This window comes from Nonomuraea antri (assembly GCF_013283785.1).
Taxonomy (GTDB): domain Bacteria; phylum Actinomycetota; class Actinomycetes; order Streptosporangiales; family Streptosporangiaceae; genus Nonomuraea; species Nonomuraea antri.
Window position 1 is genome coordinate 1 of record NZ_JABCPZ010000176.1, and the last position, 23,864, is coordinate 23,864.

Here is a 23,864-nt window from a genome sequence, read left to right on the forward strand (position 1 = left end):
GTGCTTGGGGTGGTCGATGGTCGCATGGTGAGAGGGCGCCTTCCTGCGGTCGAGTGGGGGTCGTCACGACCGTAGGTCCGGGCCGTCACCTGGCGGAAGACGCAAAGATGGCAATCCACATGTGCATGCGACGCCATGAGTGTGGGAGGGTGTGCGGCATGGCGAGGCCCGATCTGAACCTGCTGGTCACGCTGGACGTCCTGCTGGAGGAGTGCAGCGTGACGCGGGCGGGAGAGCGGCTGGCGCTGAGCCCGTCCGCGATGAGCCGCGCGCTGGCCAGGCTGCGGCGCGCCACCGGCGACCCGCTGCTGGTGCGGTCGGGGCGCGGGCTGGTGCCCACGCCGCGCGCGGTGGAGTTGCGCGAGCGGGTACGCGGCCTGGTCGAGGAGGCCGAGGCGGTGCTGCGCCCGGCCCCCGAGCTGAACCTGGCCACGCTCGACCGCACGTTCGCGCTGCGCGCCAGCGACGGGTTCGTCGAACGGTTCGGCCCCGAACTGGTCGCCGGCGTCGGCGGCGCGGCCCCCGGCGTGCGGCTGCGGTTCCTGCAGAAGACCGGCAAGGACGCCAGGCCGCTCCGCGACGGCCTGGCCGACCTGGAGACCGGCGTCATCGAGCACGCCCTGCCGCCCGACGTGCTGAGCAGGCCGCTGTTCACCGACCGGTTCATCGGCGTGGTGCGCGCCGAGCACCCGCTGGCCGGCGCGAAGGTGACCGTCGCCGGGTACGCGTCGGCGCGGCACGTGCACGTCTCGCGGCGCGGCCTGACCGAGGGGCTGGTGGACGAGGCGTTCGCGCCGACCGGCCGGCGGCGGGAGGTCGTGACGGTGGTCGACGGGTTCGGCGCGGCGCTGGCCCTGGCCAGGGGCGCCGACCTGGTGGCCACCGTGCCCGACCGGCACACCGCGAACCTGCGGCACGGGATGCGCTCGTTCCCGCTGCCGTTCCGCTCGCCGGAGGTGACGGTGTCGTTGTTGTGGCACGTCCGGCTGGACGCGGACCCGGCACACCGGTGGCTGCGCGAACGGGTCACGGAGGTCTGCCACTTCGACTGACCCGAAGCCCCGGGTCAGGTCCGCCACCTCGGCAGACCCGACGCCCACCCGTCCACGCCAGGTGTGCCACCCGGATCAGCCAACGCGCACCCATCCACCGTCACGGGCTGTCAGTTCGGCTGACCCGAGACGCGGCCGAACGCGTCAGGTCGTGATCAGCAGGGCGGACATGAGCAGGAGGGACGCGGCGGGAAGCGCGACGCCTGCCCAGCGCGCCCAGCGGTGCCCCTTGGCGCGCACGGGCAGCCGCCGCCAGCGCGAGACGGCCGCCGCGACGCCCGCGACCACCACCCCCGAGCCCACCGCCCACAACACCGGCGGCAGCCACTGCCAGGTGCCTGCGGCATGCGCCACGAGCAGGAGGAACGCGGCCCACAGCGCCGACGCGACGACGCCGAGCCGATCGAGCCCGCTCCCCCGCAGCACGCGGACCAGCAGCTCGGCCCCGGCGAACGTGAACAGCAGCGTCACCCCGACCATCGCGTACGGCGGCCGCTCGTCGCGGTCCGAGCCGTCCAGGCCGAGCAGCCGCAGGCCGATCCCGTCCACGGAGGCGTCGGTGTTGCCGAGCACCGCGACCCCGCGTCCGCTCGTCCGGTCGTAGCCGACGTACGCGGCGTGGCCGCCGGTGGTGCCGTTGTGCCAGGTGATCTCGCGTCCGGCGCGCCGGTCCGTGAACCAGCCGTAGCCGATCCTCCTGGACGGGTTCTCGGTGAAGCGCGGGGTGGTGGCGTCCAGGCCGGGGGCGGTACCGGACAAAACGCCCTGGAGCAGCCGGCCGAGATCGGCCGCAGTCCCCCACAGCGCGCCGCCGGCGCCGGCGTAGCCGTGATCGCGCCATGGCGCCGCGGGCAGCCCGTTGCCGCGGTAGCCGTGCGCGTGCCCGGCGGGGAGCGGGTCGTCTGGGCCGAGCACGCCGGTGGTGTGCATGCCGAGCGGACCGAGTACGCGCTCGCGCAGCAGCCGCGGGTAGTCACCGCCGAAGCGCTCGGCCAGCGCCTGACCGAGCAGCGCCATGCCGAGGTTGGAGTAGACGACCTGGCCCTTGCGCTCCGGCGACACCGAGACGGCGGCGGCGTCGTCCAGCACGGCGTCCGGGCCCGCCGCGCCGTAGGGGTCGAGCCCCGTGAACGTGCTCAGCGAGCCACGCAGGACGGACCCGGGAGTGGTACGCAGCCTGGGCAGCCCGGACCGGTGCGAGGCCAGCTCGGCCAGGGTCGCCGAACCGGTCCCCGGGTCGGAGAAGCGCACCCCGGGCAGCAGGTCGCGGACCGGGGTGTCGGGCGGCAGGCCGTCCGCGGCCAGGTCGGCCAGCAACAGGCCGGTCAGCGCCTTGCCGACCGAGCCGAGCTCGTAGGGGGTGCCCGCGTCGACGGGACGCGGTTCGGGCCCGCCGCCGTCGCCCACGCCGGCCGTGCGGATCACCCCGCCGTCGACCAGTGCGACCGACAGGCCCCGGTGGTGGCCGTCCCCGGCGGCCAGGCGGACGGCGGCGGCGAGCGCGCGATCCCCCGTGCTCGCCACGCCGAGCTCGGGCGGACGCGGGGCCACCAGCAAGGCCAGGCCGGCGGCGGCCACCGCCGCGAGGACGACGAGGAGGAGTGCGGCGCTGGGCGTCGATCTCGCCATGGCGGGTCATCCCTTCGTCGAGGGGACCCGCCTCAGATACCCGGCGCGGGCGACGGAAAGCGAGTACGCACTGTGACCTGAGTCACGGCCAGCTGGGACCGCGCACGGGCCGTGGTCGCGGACGGGGCCGTGGTCGCGGCCGGGCGTGGGTGCGGACGTGGGGCGTGGTCGCGGACGTGGGGCGTCGTCGCGGGCCGGGCGTGGTCGCAGGCATGAGGGCGTCGTCGTGGCGCGACGGTCAGCTCGGGGTCGCCTCGGCGGCGAGCTCGACGGCCAGTTCGGTGAACGAGCGAACGAGCGGCCCCTGGTCGGCGCTGTTCCAGGCGACCACGAGCCGGCTCGGCGGCAACCCGGTCAGCGGCACCACGACCAGCCCCTCGAGCAACGGATAGCCGACCGCCGGCGGGTGACCGACCGGCACCGGGTGGCCAGGGCCCGATGGATGGTCGAGCAACGACAGGTGGTCGGGCGGCAGCACGTGGTCGGCCGATGGAAGGTGGCCGAGGGGTGACGCGTGTCCGGCCGACGGAACGTGGCCGAGCGGCGTCGGGTGGCCGAGAGGGGCCAGTCCGATCGTGCCGCTCCACAGCACGGCCTGCAGGCACTCGTGCGCCGTACGCACCACCGGCCCGTCCCGCTGCTCCCCGGCAGGGTTCCAGTACGCGCACCAGACCGGGTCGGTCCCGTCGGGAAAGCGGAACCAGCGCCGCCCGTCGAGCTCGCCGAGGGTGAGGCGGGGGCGTCCGGCGAGCGGGTCGTCGGCGCGCAGCACCACGCCGACGGGGTCGGCGCGCAGCACGCGCGTGCTGATCCCGGCATCGTCGAACGGGGCCCGGGTCAGCGCGACGTCCACGAGCCCGGCGCGCAGGCCGGCGGTCGGGTCGGTCAGGTCGGACTCGCGGATGCGGATGCGCACGTCGGGGTGGCGGGCGCGGAAGGCCGCGGCCAGCCGGACGCCGGCCTGTTCCGCGCTGTCGGCCAGGGTGCCGACGGTGAGCGTGGCGGCGGCCGCCACCACCCGTCCGCGTACCTGTTCGGCCTGTTCCAGCAGGTTGCGCGCCTCGCCGTGCAGCGTCGCGCCCGCCGGGGTGAGCGTGACCCCTGCGGGCGAACGGCGCAGCAGGACGACGCCGAGGTCGGCCTCCAGTTGCCTGATCGCCCGGCTGAGCGGCGGCTGGGTCATGTGCAGCCGGGCCGCGGCCCGGCCGAAGTGCCGTTCTTCAGCGACCGCGACGAAGTAGCGCAGCAGACGTAGGTCCATCGCCTGCCACGATATCCGCACGGTATCGGGCGTGCGTGATCGGTGTTGGACGCGGCGATCCGCCGCGCGATGCACTGGACGGGCTGAAAGTCACGAACGTGAAATGGAGCCGGTCATGGATGAATTTGTGATGCCCGATCCCGAGGTGCGGGTCGAGGGGGCGCGGGAGCTCGCCCGCGATCTCGTGGTGATCCCCGACCGGGGAGTGCCGCTGGTGCCGAACATCGGGGTGATCGGCGGGACGCACTCGGTGCTCGTCGTCGAGACCGGCATCGGGCCGGGCAACGCCGGCGAGGTGCTGGCGTTCGCCGACGAGTACGCCAAGGGCCGCAGGCTGTACTTGACGACCACGCATTTCCACCCGGAGCACGCGTTCGGCGCGCACGTGTTCGCCGGGCGGGCGACGTTCCTGGTCAACCGGGCACAGGCGGAGGACCTACGCGTCAAGGGCCCCGGCTACCTGGAGATGTTCCGCGGCCTCGGCGAGACGGTCGCGCGCAGGCTGGCGGGGTTCGAGCCGGCCGTGCCCGACGTCGTCTATGACGACGCGTACGACCTGGACCTGGGCGGACGCGTGGTGCGGCTACGGCCCACCGGACGTGCGCACAGCAAGGGAGACCAGGTGATCACGGTCCCGGACGCCGGGGTGATGTTCACCGGCGACCTGGTCGAGGCCGGGCAGTTCGCGATCTTCCCCTGGTTCCCGCCGCACGACACCGACGTGTCGGGGACGCGCTGGATCACCGTGATGGAACGCCTGGCGGCGGAGCGGCCGCGGGTGGTGGTGCCGGGGCACGGCGAGGTGGGCGGCCCCGGGCTGCTCGCCGACGTGCGCGACTACCTGCGACTGCTGCGTGACGAGACCTGGGCGCGCCGCGACTCGGCGATGAGCGAGGAGAGCGTCGCGGCGGAGGTGGCGGCGCTGATGGTGGAGCGGCATCCGGAATGGAGCGGGCAGGAGTGGATCGAGAAGGGCGTCGGCTGCCTGTGCGCCGAGCACCAGGCCGTCCGACCCGGCGGCCGGTGAACGGCGGCCGCCACTAACATACGTGCATGAATGTAGGTGACGGGGAGACGCGCCCGCGCGGTGCGACGCAGGCGGAGCGGCGGGCGCGCACCCGCGCCGCGCTCCTGGAGTCGGCCGCCCGGGGGCTCTCACGCCACGGGTACGGCAACCTGGTGCTCGAAGAGGTGGCCAAGGACGCCGGCTACACCCGGGGCGCGCTGTACCACCAGTTCAAGGACAAGCAGGACCTGGCACTCGCGGTGATCGAATGGGTCACCGACACCTGGGACCGCGAGGTGGGCCGGCTGGTCGAGCGGGAACCCGACCCGGTGCGGGCGCTGCTCACGCTCGCCCGCGGCCACGCCGTCTACTGCCGGCGCGACATCGCACGGGTGGCGGCGGCGCTGCGCCTGGAGTTCTCCGGGCAGGATCACCCGGTCGGACGTGCGATCGAGCAGAGCTACCGGGAGCTCGTCGAGCTCTGCCTGGAACGCGTCGAGGCGGGCCGGCGCACGGGCGCGATCCCCGCCGGGCCGCCGGCCGATGCGATCGCGCTCGCCCTCGTCGGCGCGCTGGAAGGCACGGTGATCGCGCTGGCCGGACGCGCGCCGCACGACGAGACACTGGCCGCCGCCGCCGTAACCGGCATACTCGGCCTCGAACCCGATCTCGGACCCGATCTCGGACCCGATCTCGGACTCGGACTTGAGCAGGAGCGCACGCCGCCGCCCTGACCCGCTGCCGCCACCCGCGCCGCTGCGCCTGGCGCTCCAGCCGCAATCCGCGCCACCCCGTCCGGCACCGCGCTCGACGCCCAAGCCACCACCTCCCCAGCCATGCCAGGCGCCGCGTCAGCCGCCCCGCCGACGGTCACTGGGTGACCTTGCGGAGGAACTCGCGCACGTTGACCGCCGTCCTGTCGATCTTCTCGTCGAGGGTCAGCGACTCGGGCATGCGCCCGCCCGGCCCGGCCTCCTTCTTGCCGCGCAGGTAGAGGGAGCAGGCCAGGTCGGTGCACAGGTAGGCACCGACGGAATCGCCGTTGCCTGCCTTGCGGCGCGCGGTCAGCAGCGACACGCCGTCGCCGGAGTGCGTGGTCAGGCAGAACGAGCACATGCTGCGCCGTACGTGCCCGGCCTGCCGGCTTGCCTGGCGCAGCATCACGCCGACCAGCGTGTCGCCGTGCTCGGCGACGAGGTAGGAGCGGCCCGGGGACGCGGGGTCCTGCCAGCCGAGGAAGTCCAGGTCGTCCCAGGGACGGGTGTCGAGGTCCCGGGGCACTGCGAGGCGTTTGGCCTCGCCCTTGGTGCAGTTCACGAAAGAGGCGCGGATCTCGCGCTCGCTTATTGGTCTCATAGCCACAACGTTACCTACACTTAAGCCGGAACACCAAAGGACTCAGATTTTACCTAGGACTATTAGGAACGGGAGGCTCCGGTGGCGCGTGCGGGACTGACGCTCGAACGGCTGGTCGAGGCGGCCGCGGACCTGGCCGACGAGGTGGGCCTGGAGAACGTGACCGTCGCCGGGCTCGCGCGCAGGTTCGGCGTCAAGGAGGCCGGCCTGTACGCACGCGTCGGCAACGCGCACGACCTGCGGGTCAAGGTGGCCGTGCTGGCGCTGGCCGAGCTCGCCGACCTGGTCGCGGCGGCGCTGGCGGGCCGGGCGGGCAAGGACGCGCTGGTCGCCTTCGCCAACGCCTACCGCGACTACGCCAGGCTGCACCCGGGCAGGTACGCGGCCACCCAGGTCGAGCTCGACCCGGAGACCGCGCGGGCCAGCGCGGCCCGCAGGCACTCGGACATGACCCGGGCCATCCTGCGCGGCTACACGCTGGCCGAGCCCGATCAGACCGACGCGGTCCGGCTGCTCGGGAGCATCTTCCACGGGTTCGTCAGTCTGGAGCGGGCCGGCGGCTTCCGCCACCATCCGCGCGCGGCGGACGAATCGTGGGCGCGCGCGCTCGACACCCTGGACGTCGCGCTCCGCAACTGGCCACCCCAGCCGGACGCCTCCCCAGACCACACCTGACCGAATCCGGCCTAACCAGACCCGGCCCAACCGAACCCAGCCCAACCAGACCCGGCCAACCAGACCCGGCCAACCGGACCGGGCCTAACCGACCCCGGCCCCGCCCCCGAGCACGTCGATCAGCCGGTCGGCGAACGCGGCCGGCTCGTCCGTGAACCCGCTGTGCGCACCAGGAAACTCCACCAGCCCGACCCCCAGCCGTTCGGCCAGAACCGCGGCCGGCCGATACGGCAGCTGCCCCCTGCTCCCCCGCCCCGCCGCGAGCACCAGCCGGTCACCGGCAGCCGCGAGCGCCGCCAGATCCGGACGGTAGGCGGTGAACGACCGCAGCTCGTGCTCCATCATGAGCGGCGCGTTGGCCATGAGCCTGGACATCATCGCGGCCGCCCGCGGCGGCAGCGACGCCGGGTCGAGCAGGGCCTTCATCGTGCCGCCGATGCCGGCCAGGAACCGCTCCGACGCCGCGCCGAGCCCCCGCGTCCGGAAGAGCCGGTACACCTCCTCGACGAACGCCAGTTGCGCGTCGGCGTCGGGCAGCACGGCGAAGCAGGGCGGCTCGTGGGCGACGAGCCTGCGCACCCGGGACGGATACCGGGCGAGCAGGTCGAGCCCGACGATGGCGCCGCTGCTGCCGCCGAAGACGTAGGCGGGCCGGCCGGGGCTCACCGCGTCCAGGAGGCGGCGGGCGTCGTCGCTCTGCACCTCGACGCGCTGGCCGACCGGCTCGGGCGGGTCGAGCCGGCTGCGCGAGTAGCCGCGCGGATCGAGGGTGACGAGCGTGAAGCGCTCGGCGAGCGGCCCGGCCAGCACGTCGAAGACGGCCGCGTCACCGCCGCCGCCCGGCAGCAGGAGCAGCACCGGGCCGCGCCCGCTCACCTCGTGGTACAGCTCGGCCCCCGGCACCCGCAAAAAGGGCATGACGTTTCCTTCCTCCCAAAACCTATTGCGCCTAGCTTACAACCTAGGAGCAATAGGTTTTCAGGCGAGGAAGCCGGCCCGCCTGGCCGAGACCACGGTCTCGGTCCTGGTGTGCGTGCCAAGTTTGCGCATCGCGCTGCGCAGGTAGCTCTTGATCGTCTCGGGTCTGAGCCCGAGCCGCCGGCCCGCCTCGGCGTTGCCGCAGCCCACCGCGATCAGGGCCAACACGTCCAGCTCGCGCGGCGACAGCGGGTTGGGCGGCGCCGCGGCGCCGGGGGACGCGACGAGCCTGTCGCAGACGCCGCGCAGCCGGTCGCGCAGGCCGGGGTCGGTGACCTCCTGGGCGATCGAGCGCAGCTCGGCCCGCGCCTCGCGCAGCTGCTCCCAGCCGGGACCCGCCGCGCTCTCGCGGGCGGCCCTGGTGATCGCCTCGGTCTCCAGCGCGGCCAGGCGGCGTTCCACCTCGGCGCGGACGGCCAGCTCGACCTCCATCCGCGCCGCCGCCCTGGCCATCGCGTCGACGACCCGGGCGCCGAGCGGCAGCGGTTCGCGTATGCCGCCGTACAGCAGGCCGCAGACGCTCTCGCCCAGCCGCACCGGGACGGCCACCACCGCGCGCAGCCCCTCGGCACGCACCGGCCGGTCGTATTCGTGGCTGATGCGGGCGTCGGCGGCGTAGTCGGCCACGCTGCCCGGCCTGGTGGTGAGCAGCACGCGGCCGCCCAGCCCGTGCCCGGTGCGGATGAGCAGGCCGCGCAGCGCGTCGGTGCGGGTGCCCGCCATCGCGGTGAGCCGCACGTCGTGGCCGTCCTGGACGATAGCACCGCCGAACGCGACGGCCAGCCCCGTCGCCTGCCGCAGCCCGCCCACCGTGGTGCGCAGCAGCACGCCGAGGCACGACGCCAGGGCGTCCGACGGAAGAGGTGTCACCGCCATGTGACCACCATGTCACGCGCCGCCCGCGTGACCGCCACCCCCGAACGGGGGTGGCGCGCCGCTCCCGCCTGCCGGATGCTGCGGGTATGGGTGACTCGCTGCTCTCGTACGCCTCAGGTGTGTCCGCGACGCCGCTGCTCGGCGAGACGATCGGGGAGAGTCTGGAACGCGCCGCGGCCCGCTTCCCCGGCCGTGAGGCGCTGGTCGAGATGGCGTCGGGGCGGCGCTGGACGTACGCCGAGTTCGACGCCGCCGTGAACGAGGTGGCGCTCGGCCTGCTGGCCAGGGGCATCGCCAAGGGCGACCGGGTCGGCATCTGGGCGCCGAACTGCGCCGAGTGGGTGTTCACGCAGTACGCCACGGCCAAGGTCGGCGCGATCCTGGTCAACGTCAACCCGGCCTACCGTGGCCACGAGCTGGACTACGTGGTGCGCCAGTCAGGGATGCGGCTGCTGGTCAGCGCCGTGACGCACAAGACGAGCGACTACCGGGCGATGCTGGCCGAGATCGGCTTCGAGCCGGTGGTGTTCATCGGCGAGCCCGGCTGGGACGACCTGATGTCGGCCGGCCGCCGCGCCGACCCGGCCGCGCTGCGCGAACGGGCCGCCACGCTGTCGTTCGACAACCCGATCAACATCCAGTACACCTCGGGCACGACCGGGTTCCCCAAGGGCGCGACGCTGTCGCACCACAACATTCTCAACAACGGCTGCTTCGTCGCCGAAGGGCTCGGCTACACCGAGGCCGACCGCGTGTGCCTGCCGGTGCCGCTCTACCACTGCTTCGGCATGGTCATGGGCAACCTCGCCGCCACCTCGCACGGCGCGTGCGTGGTGCTGCCCGCGCCCGGCTTCGACCCGGAGGCCACGCTGCGGGCGGTGGCGAGCGAGCGGTGCACGTCCCTGTACGGGGTGCCGACCATGTTCATCGCCGAGTTCGGCCATCCGCGCTTCGCCGAGTTCGACCTGTCGTCGCTGCGTACCGGCATCATGGCCGGGTCGCCGTGCCCGGTCGAGGTGATGAAGCGGGTGGCCGGCGAGATGCACATGGACGAGGTGGCGATCTGCTACGGCATGACCGAGACCTCCCCGGTGTCCACGATGACCGGGCGCGACGACGGCCTGGCCCGCCGCACCGAGACGGTCGGCCGGGTGATGCCGCACCTGGAGGTGAAGATCGTCCACCCGGAGTCCGGGCTGACCGTGCCGCGCGGCGAGCCGGGCGAGCTGTGCACCCGCGGCTACTCGGTGATGCTCGGCTACTGGGACGAGCCGGACAAGACCGCCGAAGCCATCGACGCGGCCCGCTGGATGCACACCGGCGACCTGGCCACCATGGACGACGAGGGCTACGTCAACATCGTCGGCCGGATCAAGGACATGGTCATCCGCGGCGGCGAGAACGTCTACCCGCGTGAGATCGAGGAGTATCTGTACACCCATCCGGACGTCGCCGACGTCCAGGTCATCGGCGTGCCCGACGAGAAGTACGGCGAGGAGCTGATGGCCTGGATCGTGATGCGTCCCGGCGCGGAACCGCTCACCGCCGACGCGGTCAGGCGGTTCTGCGCGGGCCGGCTTGCGCACTACAAGATCCCCCGCTACGTGCACCTGACCGACGGGTTCCCGATGACCGTCACCGGCAAGATCCGCAAGGTGGAGATGCGCGAACGCGCGATCACCCTGCTGGGGCCCCACCCCTGACCACCCGGCGACTCACTCGCCGTGGCGGTCGCCGCGCGGCCGTCGCGGCGGCTGGCGTCCGTTCCCGCGCAGTGACTTCAGCCGGAAGCGCAGCGGCCGCCGGTGGTTCCACAGGTGCAGGGCGAGCGCGAGGGTCAGCAGCCACGACAGCCCGCCGTGCCACCACCTGGCCGGCTGCGACCCGGCGAGCTGGAAGGCGCCGCTGACCAGCACCACCACCAGGCTGAGGTGCAGGGCGGGGGTGAGCAGCCCGTTCTTGGTGGTGCCGCGCCCGCGCCGCTGCCAGAAGTGCAGCACCACCAGCCCGGCGAACGACGAGCCGACGATCGTGTGCGCCAGGAACGGCGCGCCGATCACGGCGAACCCCATGACGAACGCGACGATCAATCCCAGCTCGACGAGTCCTCCACGGGTCATCGGCTCACCTCCATCGAACAAGGTGATGGCTGTCGTTCGGGGCCTGGGCACGGCAGGTGCTGTCGTTACCATCCCCCGGTTGGTGTCACGGCGGTCTTCTCGGCGAGACGTCGTTCGGTAAAGAAGCGCGGCCGGACGCGGCGGCTTCGGCGAGGGCCGCGGCGTGCGCCGCCAGGGCTTCGGCCAGGGCGGGCGGGCTCCTGACGGCGAACCGCCAGGGCAGCGCGGCCAGGATCCTGGCCATGCCGGGCAGGTCCTCGGCCCCGCTGACCAGCAGCACCCCGCCTTCCGGGCAGGGGCTCAGCTCGCCGAAGGTGCCGGGGAGCCCGGCGCGGGCGGACGGCAGATCGGTGTCGAGCCAGACCACGGCCCGGTGCGTCCAGGCGCCGAGCGTCAGCGCGTGCCGGACGTGGGCCACCGGGTCGAACCCGGCGGGCGGCGCGAACCCGCGCGGCAGCTCGACCGCGCGGGTGATCCGGTCGAGGCGGAACATGCGGAGCTCGGCTCTCAGGTGGTCGTGGCCGACCAGGTACCAGCGGCGGGCGTGCACCACCAGCCCGTACGGGTCGACCTCGCGCGGGCCGCGGCTGTGCTCGATCCGCACCGTGTGCCCGGCGCGCACGGCCGCGGCCAGCGTGAGCGCCACCTCCGGATCGGGGGCCGCGGCCCCGGCCTGCTCCCCCGCGCTCACCGAGGTCGCCGCGGCCAGGGTGGCGACGCGTTCGCGCAGCGCGGACGGCAGCAGCCGGTCGAGCTTGACCAGCGCCCGGTCGGCCGGGGACGGCTCGCCGGCCGACGTCCGCCCGGCCGAGGCCGCGGCCAGGGCGAGCGCCACGGCGACCGCCTCCTCGTCGCCGAGCATCAGCGGCGGCAGCCGGGTGGCCCTCGCGGACCTGGCCAGCCGGTAGCCGCCGTACCTGCCACGGACGGACTCGACCGGGATGTCCAGCTCGCGCAGGGCGGCGACGTAGCGGCGCACCGCCCACGCGTCGACGCCGAGCCGCCTGGCCAGCTCGTCGGCGGGCACCAGGCCGCGTTCCTGGAGGATCTCCAGCAGCGTCAGCACGCGCAGGGCCGGACGGGACACGATCACATACTAATCAGGACGGAAACCGTCCACAATCCTGTCTAGCGTGGGCCTCCCGTCGGATCACCGCGAAGGAGACACCGTTCCATGTCCGTCATCGTTCTCGTCGGCGGCTCGTTCCTGGGCGCGTGGGCGTGGGAGCGGGTCACGCCGCTGCTCACCGCGGCCGGCCACGAGGTGCACCCGCTCACGCTCACCGGCTTCGGCGACCGCGCGCACCTGGGCGGGGAGTCCACCACGCTCACCACCCACGCCACCGACATCACGGCCGCGATCGAGACCGCCCGGCTGCGCGAGGTCACGCTGGTGGCGCACTCCTACGGCGGCGCGCCGGCCACGATCGCCGCCGCCGCGATCCCGCGGCGCATCGCGCGTCTCGTCCACGTGGCCGCCGTCCTGCCCCGGGCCGGCCGGACGCTGTTCGACCTCACCCCGCGGGCCGTCCAGGACGCGATCATGGAGACGGTCGTGGACGGGCGCATCCCGGTGATGAGCGACGAGATCATCGACGCCGCGTTCGGCGACCACGGGCTGAGCCCGCAGGACCGGGCCTGGCTGCGGGAACGCGGAACGGGCCAGCCGATCAACACCTACCGCGACCCGGCGCCGGACGACCTGAGCCCGGTGGACGCCCTGCCGCGCACCTACATCCGGTGCACCGGCGACCCCGGCGGCCCGCCCGACCTGCCCGGCCACGACGTGATCGAGCTGGCGTCCGGCCACTGGCCGATGATCACCAGGCCGGCCGAGCTGGCCGTGCTGATCGACCGGCTGGCCACGGGCGGGGCGGCGGTCAGCGGCCCAGCCATCGGCCGACCGTCTTGACGTACTCGTCGGGCCGCTCCAGCGGCAGTGCGTGCCCGGCGGTTTCGAGGACGTGCTGCGCCCAGCCGGGACGGCGCGCGGCCAGCTCCTCCCTGGTGCCCTCGGCCACCAGGGCGTCCTGACCGCCCCAGATCACCAGGGTGGGCGCGGACACCCGGTCCATCGCCGCGTGCACCGGGCGCGGGTCGACGAGTACCGCGGACATCACCGAGGCGAAGGCCGTCACCCCGGCGGCGAGCCGTTCGGGGCGGGCCGCGCGCAGCTCGTCGGCCAGCAGCTCCCGCGTCTCCTGCGACATCCGGGCCAGCTCGCCGCCCAGGTGCGGGTTGCGCAGCGGGTCGGCGTACGTGCGCAGCTTCAGCTCGATCAGCCGCCGGCCCGCGAGCGGCAGCGCGGCGCGGACCAGCGGCGGCGCGGTCGCCAGCAGCGCGCGCCCGGCCGTGCGCCAGAACAGCCGCTCGCCGCCGGGCAGCGGGCCGGGCAGTGCCGGGGCGACGAGCACGAGCCGTTCGACCCGCTCGGGCGCGAGTGCGGAGAAGAACAGCCCGACCAGCGCGCCCATCGACCAGCCGTGCACGATCACCCGCTCCAGGCCGAGCCTGGCGGTGAAGGCACGCAGGAATCGCGCGTTCGGCTCGATCCTGGCCGCGCGGGGATGCGGCGAGCCGGTGTGGCCGAACAGCGTGCCGGACAGGTCGGGCGCGATGACCGGGCCGAGCGCGGTCATCGGCTTGATGACGTCCAGCCACATGGCGGCGTTGCCGGCCATCGGATGGATCAGCAGGTGCGGCGTTCCCTCGCCGTCGGCACGCAGGTAGTGCACGGCGGTGCCGCGGACGTCCGTCTCCTCGCTGCGGATCCCCGCCCAGCGCGGAGATCGCGAACCCCAGTCGGCGTAGCGCACGCTCGATTATGCGGACGGCGCGGCGCGCGGCGGTAGCGACTTTGGTCTATGAGAACCGCTGGGGCCAGCGCAGCAGGAGCGACGGTTCCAGGCCGAGTTCCTCGGCCAGCGCGCGGACCGCCGCCACGTCCTCCGCTCCGCCATCGCCTCCGCCATCGCCTCCGCCATCGCCTCCGTCGGCGTGCAGCTGGGCGCGGATGGCCAGGGCGAGTGCCTCGTGGAGGCGGTAGCCGGCGGTGCGGGCGAGCGCCACCGCGAGGTCGGCGTGGCGCAGCGCGGCGCGCCGGTCGCCGTGCCCGCGTTCGCCCACCGCCAGCCCGAGCAGCGCCTTGGTCTCCGGATACCGGTTGCCCGCGGCCCTGGCCAGCGCCAGCGCCCGCGTTTGGTGGTCGAGCGCGGCCTGGGCGTCGCCGAGCCGCAGCCGGATCAGGCCGAGCGTGCTGAGCGTGTCGGCGACGAGTCTGCGGTGCCCGGTCTGCTCGGCGATCGCCAGCGCCCGCGTGGCCAGGTCGAGTGCCTGGCCCGGGTCGCCGTCGTCGCGCTCGACGGCGGCCAGGTTGCGCAGGGTGTCGGCCTCGTTGCCGCGGTTGCCCACCTCCCGGTGCAGGGCGAGCGCGGCCTTCAGCGTGTCGCGGGCGTCCGCGGTGCGGCCCAGCCCGTGCAGTACCTCGCCCAGCGCGGCCAGGCTGTTCGCCTCGCTGACCCGGTGCTCCAGCGCGCGGCAGATCTCCAGCGCCTGTTCCAGGCAGCGGGCGGCGTCGTGCAGGCGTCCCATCTCGAGGTAGAGGGAGCCGAGATTGCCCAGGTTGACGGCGGTGGACGCGCGGGTGTGCGTGGACAGCGCGAGCGCGCGTTCCAGATGCCGGACGGCCTCGGCCAGCATGCCCAGATCGGCGTAGGTGACGCCGGCGTTGCCCAGGGTGGCGATCAGCCCGTCGAGCCAGCCGGACTCCTCCGACAGCCGCATCGCCTGCTCGTAGTGCCTGATGGCCTGCTGCTGCCGGCCCTGGAAGCCGTCCAGGCCGGCCAGGCTGAGCAGCAGCGCCGCCTGCGCCCGCGCGTCGCCGGCGGCCCGGGCGGCGGCCAGTCCCGCGCCGGCGATGGTGCGCCACTCGGCCACTCGGTGACGCAGGAAGAAGTATCCGCGCAGGGTGTCGGCCAGCAGCCAGGCCAGCTCGCGCGGGCCGTGCTCGGCGGCGTGGCTGACGGCGGCGACCAGGTTCGGCAGCTCGGCGTCCAGCCAGTCGGAGGCGGAGGTGGTGTCGGGGAAGTCCACCGGCGGCCCGGCGGTGTCGGCAGTGTCGGCAGTGCCGACGGTGTCGGCGGCGCCGACGGTGTGCGGCGGCAGTTCCAGGCGCAGGAACTGCGGGTAGAGCGCGCGGGCGGCGGCGTCGGCGGCGCCGAGGTAGTGCCGGTGCAGCAGGTCGAGCGCGCCTTCCTCGCCGCGCGCGTACTCGGCCGCGCACAGCCGCAGCAGGTCGTGCTGCGCGTAGCGGCCGGGCACGGGCTCGTCCAGCAGGTTCGCAGCCCGCAGGACGGCGACCAGCCCGGCGGCCGTCCCCTGTGCCGAGCCCAGCATCGCGGCCATGGCGGGGACGGTGACGTCCGGCCCCGGCACCAGCCCGAGCAGCCCGAACAGCCGCTGGGCCGGTGCCGGGAGCGCGGCGTAGGAGAGCTGGAAGGCGGTGCGCACCGCGGACTCGACGTCGCCCGGCACCTGCAGCGCGTCGAGCCGGTCGTCCGCGCGCAGCCGCTCGACGTAGGCGCCGGCAGTGCCGAGTCCGCTGTTGAGCAGGTTGGCGGCGGCGATGCGCAGCGCCAGCGGCAGGTGGGCGCAGAGCGTGGCCAGTTCGAGCACCGCGCCGGGTTCGGCCTTGACCCTGGCCCGGCCGAGCAGCCTGGCCAGCAGGTCGCGCGACTCGCCCGCGGTCAGCGCCTTCAGCGGCAGCACCTGCGCGCCGTCGCGGGCGAGCAGCCCGGCCAGCGCGTTGCGGCTGGTGATCAGGACCGCCGAGCCGGTGCCGCCGGGCAGCAGCGGGCGTACCTGGCCCGGTTCCGCGGCGTTGTCGAGCAGCACCAGCACCCGTTTGCCGGACAACATCGTCCGGTAGAGCGCGGCCGCCTCGTCCTGGTCGCCGGGGACCTGCTCGGGCGGCACGCCGAGGGCGTGCAGGAAGCGGGCCAGCACGTCGATCGGGCGCAGCGGATGTTCGGCGGCGTAGCCGCGCAGGTCGACGTACAGCTGGCCGTCGGGGAAACCGGCCCGGGCGCGGTGCGACCAGTGCACGGCCAGCGCGGTCTTGCCGACGCCCGCCGTCCCGCTGACGACGGCGATGGCGGGCGCGTCGCGGCGCGAGGAGAGCATCGCGTCCAGGCGGCGCAGCGCGGCGGTGCGTCCGGTGAAGGTGGACATGCCGGCCGGGAGCTGGGCGGGGACCGCGGTGGCCCGCCCGGGCGGCGTGGCGGGCAGGTCGGGCGGGCGGCTGACGATGCGTTCGCGGGCCCGGCGAAGCTCGGGCCCCGGGTCGATGCCGAGTTCGGCGGCGAGCCTGTCGCGCAGCTCGGCGTACAGGCGCAGCGCGGCGGCCTGCTCGCCCTGCGCGGCCAGGGCGTCCATGAGCCTGGCCGCGACCCCTTCGTGGAACGGCTCGTCGGCGGCCACCCGCCACAGCGCGGCGGCCGCGCGGCGCTCGTCCCCGGCGCGGTCGGCGTAGGCCAGCGCGGTCTCGATGCGGCGGCGGGCGGCGGCCACCGCGACCGGATGCTCGCGCAGCCGGCCTGGCGAGCCGGCCAGCACCGGGCCGCGCCAGCAGGCCAGGGCGTCGGCCAGCCGGTTCTGGTCGCCGCAGAGCGTCTCGAATCCGGCCAGGTCCAGCGTGCCGCCGTGCAGCGCGAGCAGGTAGCCGCCGGACGTGCGGACGATCGCCGCCGCCCCCAGCCCGGCGCGCAGCCGTGCCGCGTACCCCTGGATCAGGTTGGCGCAGGTGCGCGGCGGGCGGTCCTCCCAGAGCACGTCCACGATCTCCTCGACCGAGACCGGGCGGCCGGCGTGCAGGGCCAGCAGGCCGAGCAGCGCCCTGGGCATGGCCGCGCCCACGTCCAGCTCGCCGCCGCCGCGCCGTACCGACAGCGGGCCGAGCACGCCGATCCGCAGCGACTGCGCGGCCGAGAACCCGGCCAGCAGCTCGGCCCGGTCGGCGTCCTGCAGCGGCAGGGCCAGGACCAGCCGTTCCAGTGAGTCGCGGTGCGGGCGGTGCACGTGGCCGCGTTCGATGTCGCGCAGGGTGCGTACCGCGACGCCGGCCCTGGTGGCCAGTTCGAGCTGGCTCCAGCCCGCGGCCAGTCGCCTGCGTCTGAGAGCTTCACCGCCGAAGGTCATAGATGCGTTCCTGCCGGTCTCTCTGCCGGTCGTGCCGCCGCACGCCCTCCGTGTGCCTGCGCGGTCATCCTCCCAAATGGTTAAGAATCTTTCCAGTAATTGGGGTGGGCCGTCCGCCTAGTGTCCGTCGGCATGGGATATCTGGCCGTCGGCTGCGGCGCGGTGCTGGTGGTGGTGTTCGCGGCGGCGATCATCGGCAAGGCGCGCGCCCCCGCCGCCTTCGCCCGTTCGCTGCCGGAAACGGGGCTCGTGCCGGTGCGGTGGCGCGGGTGGGCGGCCGGCGCCCTGCTCGCCGCGGAGGCGGCGGTCGTGGTGCTGCTGCTGGTCCCCGGCCAGGCGGTGCACGGCTTCGCCGCGGCCGCGGCGCTCTGCGCGCTGCTCACCGCGGGCACCGGCGTCACGGTGGCACGCCGGGTGCCCGCCTCGTGCCTGTGCTTCGGCGGCCCCGCCAGGCCGCTGGAGCCCCTGCACGTGGCACGCAACGCGGTGCTCACCGGCGTGGCCGCGCTCGGCTGGCTCGCCGGGCCGGCCGCCGGCCTGGGTGCCAGTCCGGCCGCCGGCCCGTTCCTCGGCGGGCCGGCGGCGCGGCTCGACGGGGTCGCCGCCGCCGCGCTGGCCGGGGCCGTCTGCGCGCTGCTGCTCATCAGGCTCGACGATCTCAGGAGCGTGTTCCGATGACGTACCTCGTCCTCTTCTCCGTCGCGCTGAGCGTGCTGAACCTGCTGCTGCTCCTGGGCGTGCTCGCCCGGCTGCGCGGCCAGGCGAAGGCCGCTCCCCCGCAGGGACGGCTGCCCGCCCCGGTGCTGCCGCCCGGCGCCGCGCCCGCCGACTTCACCGCGACCACCGTCGACGGGCGGCACGTCGACCGGGGCGACGCCCGCCTGGTGGCCTTCCTCAGCCCCGCCTGCTCGCTCTGCCACGACCGGCTGCCCGCCCTGCTCGACTACGCCGGGCGCGCCGGGCAGGAGCCGCTGGCCGTGCTGGCCGGCACGCCGGAGGAGGTGCGCGAGCTGGCCGCGGAGGTCGGGCCGTCGGCCCGGGTGGTGGTGGAGGAGCCGGAGGGCACGCTGTGGCGCGCGTTCGGCGTGCGCGGCCTGCCCGCCTTCTACCTCCTCGACGAGCAGGGCACGATCCGCGCCTCCGGCGTGGACCTGGACGGCTTCCCCGCGCCGGAACTCGTGTGAGCCCGCGCGCGCTCGGCCGGGCGGCGGCGCTGGCCTGGCGGGCCGGACCGGGCTACGTCGCGCTCCAGGTGGTCATGACCTGCGTGACGGGCGTGGTCCCGGTGCTGGCCGCCTGGTACACCAAGCTGCTCCTGGACGACGTGGCCGCCGGACGTGGCGGCGGGCTGCCGGGGTACCTGGTCGTGCTGCTCGTCCTGGCCGCGCTCGCCGGGGCGGGACCGCAGCTCACCGCGTTCGCGGAGGCCGAGCTGGAGCGGCGGGTGGGCCTGCTGGCCCGCGACACGCTGTACGCGTCGGTGAACCGGCTGCCCGGCCTGGCTCGGCTGGAGGACCCGGCCTTCCAGGACCGGCTGCACCTGGCGGAGCAGGCCGGCCGGTCCGGCCCCGGCCGGGTGGTGACCGCCGGGCTCGGGCTGGTCCAGGCCGGCATCACGCTGGCAGGTTTCCTGTTCACGCTGGTCCAGGTGAGCCCGGTGGTGGCCGTGCTGGTGGCGGCGTCCGCGCTGCCGTTGCTGCGCGTGCACCTGCGGCTGAGCAGGGAGCAGGCGGGCGTGCTCGCGGCGATCGGCCAGGGCCAGCGCAGGGAGATGTTCTTCGCCCACCTGCTGGGCAGGCCGCAGGTGGCCAAGGAGATCCGGCTGTTCGGGCTCGGGGACTTCTTCCGCGCCAGGATGCTGGACGAGCTGCGCGCGATCAACGCCGAGCAGCGCCGGGCCGGGCTCAGCCGGCTGCGCGGCCAGGGCGGGCAGGCCCTGCTCGCGGCCGCGATCGGCGGGGCCGGGCTGGTCTGGGTGGTCGGCGAGGCGATCGCGGGCCGCGCCTCGGTGGGCGACCTGTCGGTGTTCGCCGCGGCGGTCGCGGGCACGCAGGGCGGCCTGGCCGGCGCCGTGCAGAGCTTCGCCTCGGCGCACCACGCGCTGCTGCTGTTCGGCCACTTCGAGGCGGTGCTGGGGACGCCGTCCGACCTGCCGGCGCCCGCGCGTCCCCGGCCGGCCGCGCGCCTGGCCCGCGGCATCGAGTTCAGGGACGTGTGGTTCCGCTACGCCCCCGCCCAGCAGTGGGTGCTGCGCGGCGTCGACCTGGAGCTGCCGTTCGGCGCGTCGCTGGCGCTGGTCGGGCTCAACGGGGCGGGCAAGTCCACGCTGGTCAAGCTGCTGTGCCGGTTCTACGACCCCGAGCGTGGCGCGATCCTGTGGGACGGCGTGGACCTGCGCGAACTCGACCCGGCGACGCTGCGCCGACGCGTCGGCGCGGTCTTCCAGGACTTCGCCGCCTACGACCTGAGCGCGGCCGAGAACATCGCCGTCGGCGACCTGTCGGCGGGCCAGGACCGGATCAGGGCCGCGGCCGCCCGTGCCGGCGCGGACGCCGCCATCACGGCCCTGCCGCGCGGCTACGACACGCTGCTGACCAAGATGTTCTTCCGCGGCGCCGCCGAGGACGACGAGCAGACCGGCGTCACGCTGTCGGGCGGTCAGTGGCAGCGCGTCGCGCTGGCCAGGGGGCTGCTGCGCGACCAGCCCGACCTGATGATCCTGGACGAGCCGAGCTCCGGCCTCGACCCGGCGGCCGAGCACGAGGTGCACACCATCCTGCGCGAGCACCGGGCCGGACGGACCACGCTGCTCATCTCGCACCGGCTCAACACGGTCAGGCAGGCCGACACGATCGCGGTGTTGTCCGGCGGCCGGGTCGTGGAGCGGGGCGGCCACGACGACCTCGTCCGGGCGGGCGGGCACTACGCCCGGCTCTACGAGATGCAGGCCAGCGGCTACAGCGCGGCGGGCGCGCGATGACGGCGCTCACGGGCATCTCGCTGGTGGGGCTGCCGGTGGGACTGCTGGTGTGCCTGCCGGTGGGGCTGCTGGTGTGCGTGCTGGTGTGCCTGGTGGTCGTGGCGCGCAGGCGCCTGGTGGCGGTGACGGTCACCGGGCGGAGCATGGAGCCGACGCTGTGGCACGGGGATCGCGTGCTCGTGCGGCGCACCCGGCTCGTCCGTCCGGGCCAGCTCGTGGTCCTGGCCGCCGATGCGGCGGAGTCCGCGGCCGCCGCGCCCGGGTCCGCGCCAGGATCTGCGCCTGGATCTGGGCCCGGGTCTGGGCCGGTCAGGTGGCTGGTGAAGCGGGCGGTGGCCGTGCCGGGCGATCCGGTCCCGAGGGCGGAGGTGCCCGCGCTGGCCGGGCGTCCCGAGCCGGTGGTGCCCGACGGGCGGCTCGTCGTGCTCGGCGACAACCCTCAGCTCAGTCTCGATTCCCGCAGGTTCGGCTACGTCCCCGCCGGGCGGCTGCTCGGCGTCGTGGTGAGCCACCTGCCCACAAGCTCCGCACCGGCGACGGGCCGGGCGGTGAGGAAAGGAGCACGGCAATGATCAAGCTCGCGGAACGACTGATCGCCCACGTCCTGCCCCAGACCACGGCGAGCGCCGGGTGCATCCCGCAGAACTACTGCTCGCACTGCGGCGGCAGCTACTACAAGCGGATCTTCATCTACGCCGACTGCAGCTGGGACACCACCGCCTGCAACAACCCCTGCCCGTGGTTCTGACCCAGGCGGGCTGACCGAGGCCGGGCCGCACCACGGCCCGGCCTCACCCACGCCCGGCCTCACCGACACCCGGCGTCATTCAAGCGCCCGTGCCCGCGCCCGGTTGGCGTCGTCGTCCGGCGCGGTCAGGCGGCGCAGGACCGCGACGATGGCGCGCCGGGCCATCTCGATCTTGAAGCCGTTGCCCGCCTGCCCGCGCGCCCCGGCGAGTTCGGCGTCGGCGGCCCGGACGAAGGTCTCCTCGTCGGCCGCCGCGCCCCGCAGCACCCGCTCGGCGGCCGTGGCGCGCCAGGGCTTGTGCGCCACCCCGCCGAGCGCGAGACGCGCGTCCGCGATCACGCCCGCGCCGTGCTCCACCACCGCCGCCACGCTGACCAGCGCGAACGCGTAACTCGCCCGGTCGCGGACCTTGCGGTAGAGCGAGTCGCCAGCGGCGGCGGCGGGCAGCGCCACGGACGTGATCAGCTCGTCCTCCCGCAACTCGGTCTCGACCTGCGGGGTGTCGCCGGGCAGCCGGTGGAAGTCGCGGAACGGGATCGCCCGCGCCCCGTCCGGCCCCTCGACGTGCACGGTCGCATCGAGCGCGGCCAGCGCCACGCACATGTCGGACGGATGGGTGGCGATGCACGACGGCGACGCGCCCAGGATCGCGTGCCCGCGATTGACGCCGTCGACGGCATCGCAGCCCGCTCCCGGTTCGCGTTTGTTGCAGCGCGCCGTGTCGTCGTAGAAGTAGGTGCACCGGGTGCGTTGCAGCAGGTTCCCGCCGACCGTGGCCATGTTGCGTATCTGGCCCGACGCCCCCGACAGGATGGCCTGGGCCAGCACCGGGTAACGCGCGCGGATCAGCGGGTGCCCGGCAACCGCGGTGTTGACGGCCGTCGCGCCGATCGACACGCCGCCGTCCGGCAGTTCCTCAATACGGTTCAGCGGCAGGCCGGTGACGTCGATGAGCGTGTCGGGACGCTCGACGTTCTCGCGCATGAGGTCGACCAGGTTCGTGCCGCCGCCGAGGAACTTGGCGTGCTCGTGCCGCGTCTTGAGCAGCAGCGCCGCAGGCACGTCCGCGGGGCGGTGGTAGGCGAAGTTCCTCATCGTCCCGCCCGCGCCTGGAAGGCCTCGCGAACCGCGGCGCGGATGCCGGCGTAGGCGCCGCAGCGGCACAGGTTGCCGCTCATCCGCTCCCCGATCTCCGCGTCGGACAGGCCGGAAGGACCTGCCCGGACGTCCGCCGTCACCGCGCTCGGCAACCCGGAGCGGAACTCCGCGGCCATGCCGACGGCCGAGCAGATCTGGCCTGGCGTGCAGTATCCGCACTGGAAGCCCGCGTGCTCGATGAACGCGGCCTGCAGCGGATGCAGATCGTCGCCGTCGGCCAGCCCTTCGATCGTGGTGATCGCCCGGCCCTGGTACTGAACGGCGAGCGCCAGGCAGGCGATGATCCGGTGGCCGTCGGCCAGGACCGTGCAGGCCCCGCACGCGCCCTGGTCGCAGCCGTTCTTCGGGCCGGTGAGCCCGAGGTGCTCGCGCAGGGCGGCGAGCAGCGAGGTGCGCGGCTCGATGCGCAGGTCGTGGCGTACGCCGTTGACCAGCAGCGTGACGGCGACCTCGGCCGCCGCGCCGGCGTCGTCGCCGGCGGGGTGGCTGCCGTCCATCCTGCGTCCTCCTGCCGCCCGACCGCTCGGCCACACCTACCCGGGGCCGGGACGTCGAATCGCGGGCCGCCGCGGCTTGGTGACCTCTTGGCCATCCGCTGGTGGGCGGCGGCCGGGATCCGGCCGCCGCCCACCGGGCACGCTGGGGATCAGGTGGTGACGGTCACGTCGCGCAGCAGGAAGTAGCCGACCGAGTCCGCCTGCAGGTACAGGTGGAACTTCTCGGCCCTGGGCTCGGCCGTCTTGTCGGCGGTGACGACGGTGACGATCACGTACTTCTTCGACACGTTCGTGCGGACCCTGCCGTAGGTGAACGTGGGCAGCGCCATGTCCCTGCGGATGTTCACCGCGTCCGAGGAGAGCTTGTCCAGCCGCTTGGCGGCGGCGATGGCGGCCTTGTCCGTCCTGAAGGACATCATGACCTGCACCGCTTTGAGGTGGCCGCGGTAGGCCGAGTAGGCGACCTGGACGGCGCGCTCGCAGCCGTTCTCGGCCAGCACGCCCCGGGCGTCCACGGGGGCGCAGGAGTCGTAGGTCCAGCCGCCCACCTTGTCGGCGGAGAACTTCACCCCGTCCAGGTCGATCTTCCAGTCGGTGAACTCGGTGTGCGCGATCTCCGATCCCGGCTGGGCACGGCTCGACGTGGACGGCGGGTCGCCGCCCGGGTCCGCCGGATCGGTCGGCCCAGTGTCCGAGCCGCTGTCCGAGCCCGTGTCCGAGTCCGGGTCGGTGGCCGGGTCCGTGGGCTCGCCCTGGTCGGTCTGGCCGTCCTGGCCGCCCTGGTCGTCCTGGGCCGAGCCGGCTTCCCCGGAACCGCCGGAGTCGGCGGCGGGCGCGGACGTCTCGGCGCCGGGGAGCGCGGTGCTGGGCTTGGGTGCGGCGGAGTTGACGTAGGAGACCGCGCCGAGCGCGCCGCCGCCGAGCAGGAGCACGCCCAGGCCGATGGACAGGGCGACGATCAGGGCGTTGTTGCGGCGGGGCGGCAGCCCCTGGTCGTAGGGGGAGGCGGGCAACGCGTACAGGTCGCCACGGCCGTAGGGGTCGCCGGGGCCGTACGGATCGCCTTGGCCGTAAGGGTCGCCCTGACCATAGGGGTCGCCGCGGCCGTACGGATCCTCCCGCCCATACGGGTCATCCCGCCCGTACGGATCCTCCCGCCCATAAGGGTCGCCCCGCCCGTAAGGGTCGCCCTGGCCGTACGGGTCGCCCCGGCCGTACTGGTACGGGTTCTGGTTCTGCGGTTCGGGCCGGTACCCCTGGGGGTCGTGGCCGCGGTGATGCTGCCCCCGCGGAGGCGGCTGCCCAGGAGGCGGTCCCGCAGGCGGCCCGAACC

At 74.5% G+C, this 23,864-nt stretch carries 22 protein-coding genes and 1 pseudogene; 11 read left to right on the forward strand and 12 right to left on the reverse strand.

What is annotated here, in order from left to right; genetic code table 11:
• Positions 1-158: 158 nt before the first annotated feature.
• Positions 159-1,052 carry a LysR family transcriptional regulator gene (locus tag HII36_RS39470; protein ID WP_173528448.1) on the forward strand — a complete coding sequence of 298 codons (894 nt, stop codon included), beginning with the start codon at positions 159-161 and terminating at the stop codon, positions 1,050-1,052.
• A gap of 144 nt (positions 1,053-1,196) precedes the next feature.
• Here HII36_RS39470 and HII36_RS39475 read toward each other — a convergent pair whose 3' ends face one another.
• A complete protein-coding gene (locus HII36_RS39475; RefSeq protein ID WP_173528449.1) occupies positions 1,197-2,681 on the reverse strand; it encodes a serine hydrolase domain-containing protein in 1,485 nt (494 codons plus the stop codon).
• Between the two features lie 238 nt (positions 2,682-2,919).
• A complete protein-coding gene (locus HII36_RS39480; protein ID WP_217370526.1) occupies positions 2,920-3,942 on the reverse strand; it encodes a LysR family transcriptional regulator in 1,023 nt (340 codons plus the stop codon).
• A gap of 115 nt (positions 3,943-4,057) precedes the next feature.
• Between HII36_RS39480 and HII36_RS39485 the strand changes: the two genes are divergently transcribed.
• Together HII36_RS39485 and HII36_RS39490 are read left to right on the forward strand one after the other, a co-directional pair.
• Entirely contained in the window at positions 4,058-4,969 is a 912-nt protein-coding gene (locus tag HII36_RS39485; protein ID WP_173528450.1) for an MBL fold metallo-hydrolase, read from the forward strand.
• Positions 4,970-4,995: 26 nt separating this feature from the next.
• Positions 4,996-5,682, forward strand: coding sequence for a TetR/AcrR family transcriptional regulator (locus HII36_RS39490; protein WP_173528451.1), 687 nt, complete (start codon positions 4,996-4,998; stop codon positions 5,680-5,682).
• A gap of 136 nt (positions 5,683-5,818) precedes the next feature.
• Here the strand turns inward: HII36_RS39490 and HII36_RS39495 are convergent, their stop codons facing one another.
• The gene (locus HII36_RS39495; protein ID WP_173528452.1) at positions 5,819-6,304 is read right to left on the reverse strand and encodes an FBP domain-containing protein; all 486 of its coding nucleotides are present in this window, start codon (positions 6,302-6,304) and stop codon (positions 5,819-5,821) included.
• Positions 6,305-6,385: 81 nt separating this feature from the next.
• Between HII36_RS39495 and HII36_RS39500 the strand changes: the two genes are divergently transcribed.
• The gene (locus HII36_RS39500) at positions 6,386-6,979 is read left to right on the forward strand and encodes a TetR/AcrR family transcriptional regulator (RefSeq protein ID WP_173528453.1); all 594 of its coding nucleotides are present in this window, start codon (positions 6,386-6,388) and stop codon (positions 6,977-6,979) included.
• A gap of 84 nt (positions 6,980-7,063) precedes the next feature.
• Here the strand turns inward: HII36_RS39500 and HII36_RS39505 are convergent, their stop codons facing one another.
• Positions 7,064-7,897: an alpha/beta fold hydrolase gene (locus HII36_RS39505; RefSeq protein ID WP_173528454.1), complete on the reverse strand. Its 834-nt coding sequence runs from the start codon at positions 7,895-7,897 to the stop codon at positions 7,064-7,066.
• A gap of 60 nt (positions 7,898-7,957) precedes the next feature.
• Positions 7,958-8,833, reverse strand: a complete 876-nt coding sequence (locus tag HII36_RS39510; protein ID WP_173528455.1) for a helix-turn-helix transcriptional regulator — start codon at positions 8,831-8,833, stop codon at positions 7,958-7,960.
• 86 nt (positions 8,834-8,919) lie between these two features.
• Between HII36_RS39510 and HII36_RS39515 the strand changes: the two genes are divergently transcribed.
• Entirely contained in the window at positions 8,920-10,536 is a 1,617-nt protein-coding gene (locus HII36_RS39515; RefSeq protein ID WP_173528456.1) for an AMP-binding protein, read from the forward strand.
• A 12-nt stretch (positions 10,537-10,548) separates the two neighbouring features.
• On the opposite strand, the gene HII36_RS39520 is transcribed toward HII36_RS39515, so the two are convergent.
• Complete coding sequence (locus HII36_RS39520) at positions 10,549-10,953, reverse strand: hypothetical protein (RefSeq protein ID WP_173528457.1); 405 nt, start codon at positions 10,951-10,953, stop codon at positions 10,549-10,551.
• Positions 10,954-11,038: 85 nt separating this feature from the next.
• Positions 11,039-12,040 carry a helix-turn-helix transcriptional regulator gene (locus HII36_RS39525; protein WP_173528458.1) on the reverse strand — a complete coding sequence of 334 codons (1,002 nt, stop codon included), beginning with the start codon at positions 12,038-12,040 and terminating at the stop codon, positions 11,039-11,041.
• 87 nt (positions 12,041-12,127) lie between these two features.
• On the opposite strand from HII36_RS39525, the gene HII36_RS39530 reads away from it, so the two are divergent.
• A complete protein-coding gene (locus HII36_RS39530) occupies positions 12,128-12,865 on the forward strand; it encodes an alpha/beta fold hydrolase (RefSeq protein WP_173528459.1) in 738 nt (245 codons plus the stop codon).
• Here the strand turns inward: HII36_RS39530 and HII36_RS39535 are convergent.
• Both HII36_RS39535 and HII36_RS58255 read right to left on the reverse strand, forming a co-directional pair.
• Positions 12,834-13,769, reverse strand: a complete 936-nt coding sequence (locus tag HII36_RS39535; RefSeq protein WP_173528460.1) for an alpha/beta fold hydrolase — start codon at positions 13,767-13,769, stop codon at positions 12,834-12,836. The two genes, HII36_RS39530 and HII36_RS39535, sit on opposite strands and share 32 nt — an antisense overlap.
• A 46-nt stretch (positions 13,770-13,815) precedes the next feature.
• The gene (locus HII36_RS58255) at positions 13,816-17,148 is read right to left on the reverse strand and encodes a tetratricopeptide repeat protein (protein WP_173528461.1); all 3,333 of its coding nucleotides are present in this window, start codon (positions 17,146-17,148) and stop codon (positions 13,816-13,818) included.
• Between the two features lie 132 nt (positions 17,149-17,280).
• On the opposite strand from HII36_RS58255, the gene HII36_RS39545 reads away from it, so the two are divergent.
• From HII36_RS39545 to HII36_RS39565, 5 genes are read left to right on the forward strand one after another with little or no spacing between them, the layout of a single operon-like run.
• Complete coding sequence (locus HII36_RS39545; RefSeq protein ID WP_173528462.1) at positions 17,281-17,826, forward strand: MauE/DoxX family redox-associated membrane protein; 546 nt, start codon at positions 17,281-17,283, stop codon at positions 17,824-17,826.
• A complete protein-coding gene (locus HII36_RS39550; protein WP_173528463.1) occupies positions 17,823-18,332 on the forward strand; it encodes a TlpA disulfide reductase family protein in 510 nt (169 codons plus the stop codon). The genes HII36_RS39545 and HII36_RS39550 overlap by 4 nt, the downstream gene beginning before the upstream one ends.
• Entirely contained in the window at positions 18,329-20,128 is a 1,800-nt protein-coding gene (locus tag HII36_RS39555; protein WP_328808094.1) for an ABC transporter ATP-binding protein, read from the forward strand. The genes HII36_RS39550 and HII36_RS39555 overlap by 4 nt, the downstream gene beginning before the upstream one ends.
• A complete protein-coding gene (locus tag HII36_RS39560) occupies positions 20,125-20,700 on the forward strand; it encodes a S26 family signal peptidase (protein WP_173528464.1) in 576 nt (191 codons plus the stop codon). The genes HII36_RS39555 and HII36_RS39560 overlap by 4 nt, the downstream gene beginning before the upstream one ends.
• Complete coding sequence (locus tag HII36_RS39565; protein WP_173528465.1) at positions 20,697-20,876, forward strand: hypothetical protein; 180 nt, start codon at positions 20,697-20,699, stop codon at positions 20,874-20,876. The genes HII36_RS39560 and HII36_RS39565 overlap by 4 nt, the downstream gene beginning before the upstream one ends.
• 75 nt (positions 20,877-20,951) lie before the next feature.
• Here HII36_RS39565 and HII36_RS39570 read toward each other — a convergent pair whose 3' ends face one another.
• The 3 genes and pseudogenes from HII36_RS39570 to HII36_RS58900 form a co-directional block, all read right to left on the reverse strand.
• Entirely contained in the window at positions 20,952-21,971 is a 1,020-nt protein-coding gene (locus HII36_RS39570) for an FAD binding domain-containing protein (protein WP_173528466.1), read from the reverse strand.
• Positions 21,968-22,531 carry a 2Fe-2S iron-sulfur cluster-binding protein gene (locus HII36_RS39575; RefSeq protein ID WP_173528467.1) on the reverse strand — a complete coding sequence of 188 codons (564 nt, stop codon included), beginning with the start codon at positions 22,529-22,531 and terminating at the stop codon, positions 21,968-21,970. The genes HII36_RS39570 and HII36_RS39575 overlap by 4 nt, the downstream gene beginning before the upstream one ends.
• Positions 22,532-22,680: 149 nt before the next feature.
• Positions 22,681-23,864: pseudogene (locus HII36_RS58900) on the reverse strand (hypothetical protein); the annotation flags it as partial.

Coding starts and splice junctions, on each gene's coding strand:
- HII36_RS39475 (WP_173528449.1), bottom strand. CDS start 2,681: ATGGCGAGATCGACGCCCAGCGCCGCACTCCTCCTCGTCGTCCTCGCG.
- HII36_RS39480 (WP_217370526.1), bottom strand. CDS start 3,942: ATGGACCTACGTCTGCTGCGCTACTTCGTCGCGGTCGCTGAAGAACGG.
- HII36_RS39530 (WP_173528459.1), top strand. CDS start 12,128: ATGTCCGTCATCGTTCTCGTCGGCGGCTCGTTCCTGGGCGCGTGGGCG.
- HII36_RS39490 (WP_173528451.1), top strand. CDS start 4,996: ATGAATGTAGGTGACGGGGAGACGCGCCCGCGCGGTGCGACGCAGGCG.
- HII36_RS39510 (WP_173528455.1), bottom strand. CDS start 8,833: ATGGCGGTGACACCTCTTCCGTCGGACGCCCTGGCGTCGTGCCTCGGC.
- HII36_RS58255 (WP_173528461.1), bottom strand. CDS start 17,148: ATGACCTTCGGCGGTGAAGCTCTCAGACGCAGGCGACTGGCCGCGGGC.
- HII36_RS39575 (WP_173528467.1), bottom strand. CDS start 22,531: ATGGACGGCAGCCACCCCGCCGGCGACGACGCCGGCGCGGCGGCCGAG.
- HII36_RS39520 (WP_173528457.1), bottom strand. CDS start 10,953: ATGACCCGTGGAGGACTCGTCGAGCTGGGATTGATCGTCGCGTTCGTC.
- HII36_RS39560 (WP_173528464.1), top strand. CDS start 20,125: ATGACGGCGCTCACGGGCATCTCGCTGGTGGGGCTGCCGGTGGGACTG.
- HII36_RS39505 (WP_173528454.1), bottom strand. CDS start 7,897: ATGCCCTTTTTGCGGGTGCCGGGGGCCGAGCTGTACCACGAGGTGAGC.
- HII36_RS39570 (WP_173528466.1), bottom strand. CDS start 21,971: ATGAGGAACTTCGCCTACCACCGCCCCGCGGACGTGCCTGCGGCGCTG.
- HII36_RS39515 (WP_173528456.1), top strand. CDS start 8,920: ATGGGTGACTCGCTGCTCTCGTACGCCTCAGGTGTGTCCGCGACGCCG.
- HII36_RS39470 (WP_173528448.1), top strand. CDS start 159: ATGGCGAGGCCCGATCTGAACCTGCTGGTCACGCTGGACGTCCTGCTG.
- HII36_RS39565 (WP_173528465.1), top strand. CDS start 20,697: ATGATCAAGCTCGCGGAACGACTGATCGCCCACGTCCTGCCCCAGACC.
- HII36_RS39550 (WP_173528463.1), top strand. CDS start 17,823: ATGACGTACCTCGTCCTCTTCTCCGTCGCGCTGAGCGTGCTGAACCTG.
- HII36_RS39545 (WP_173528462.1), top strand. CDS start 17,281: ATGGGATATCTGGCCGTCGGCTGCGGCGCGGTGCTGGTGGTGGTGTTC.
- HII36_RS39485 (WP_173528450.1), top strand. CDS start 4,058: ATGGATGAATTTGTGATGCCCGATCCCGAGGTGCGGGTCGAGGGGGCG.
- HII36_RS39495 (WP_173528452.1), bottom strand. CDS start 6,304: ATGAGACCAATAAGCGAGCGCGAGATCCGCGCCTCTTTCGTGAACTGC.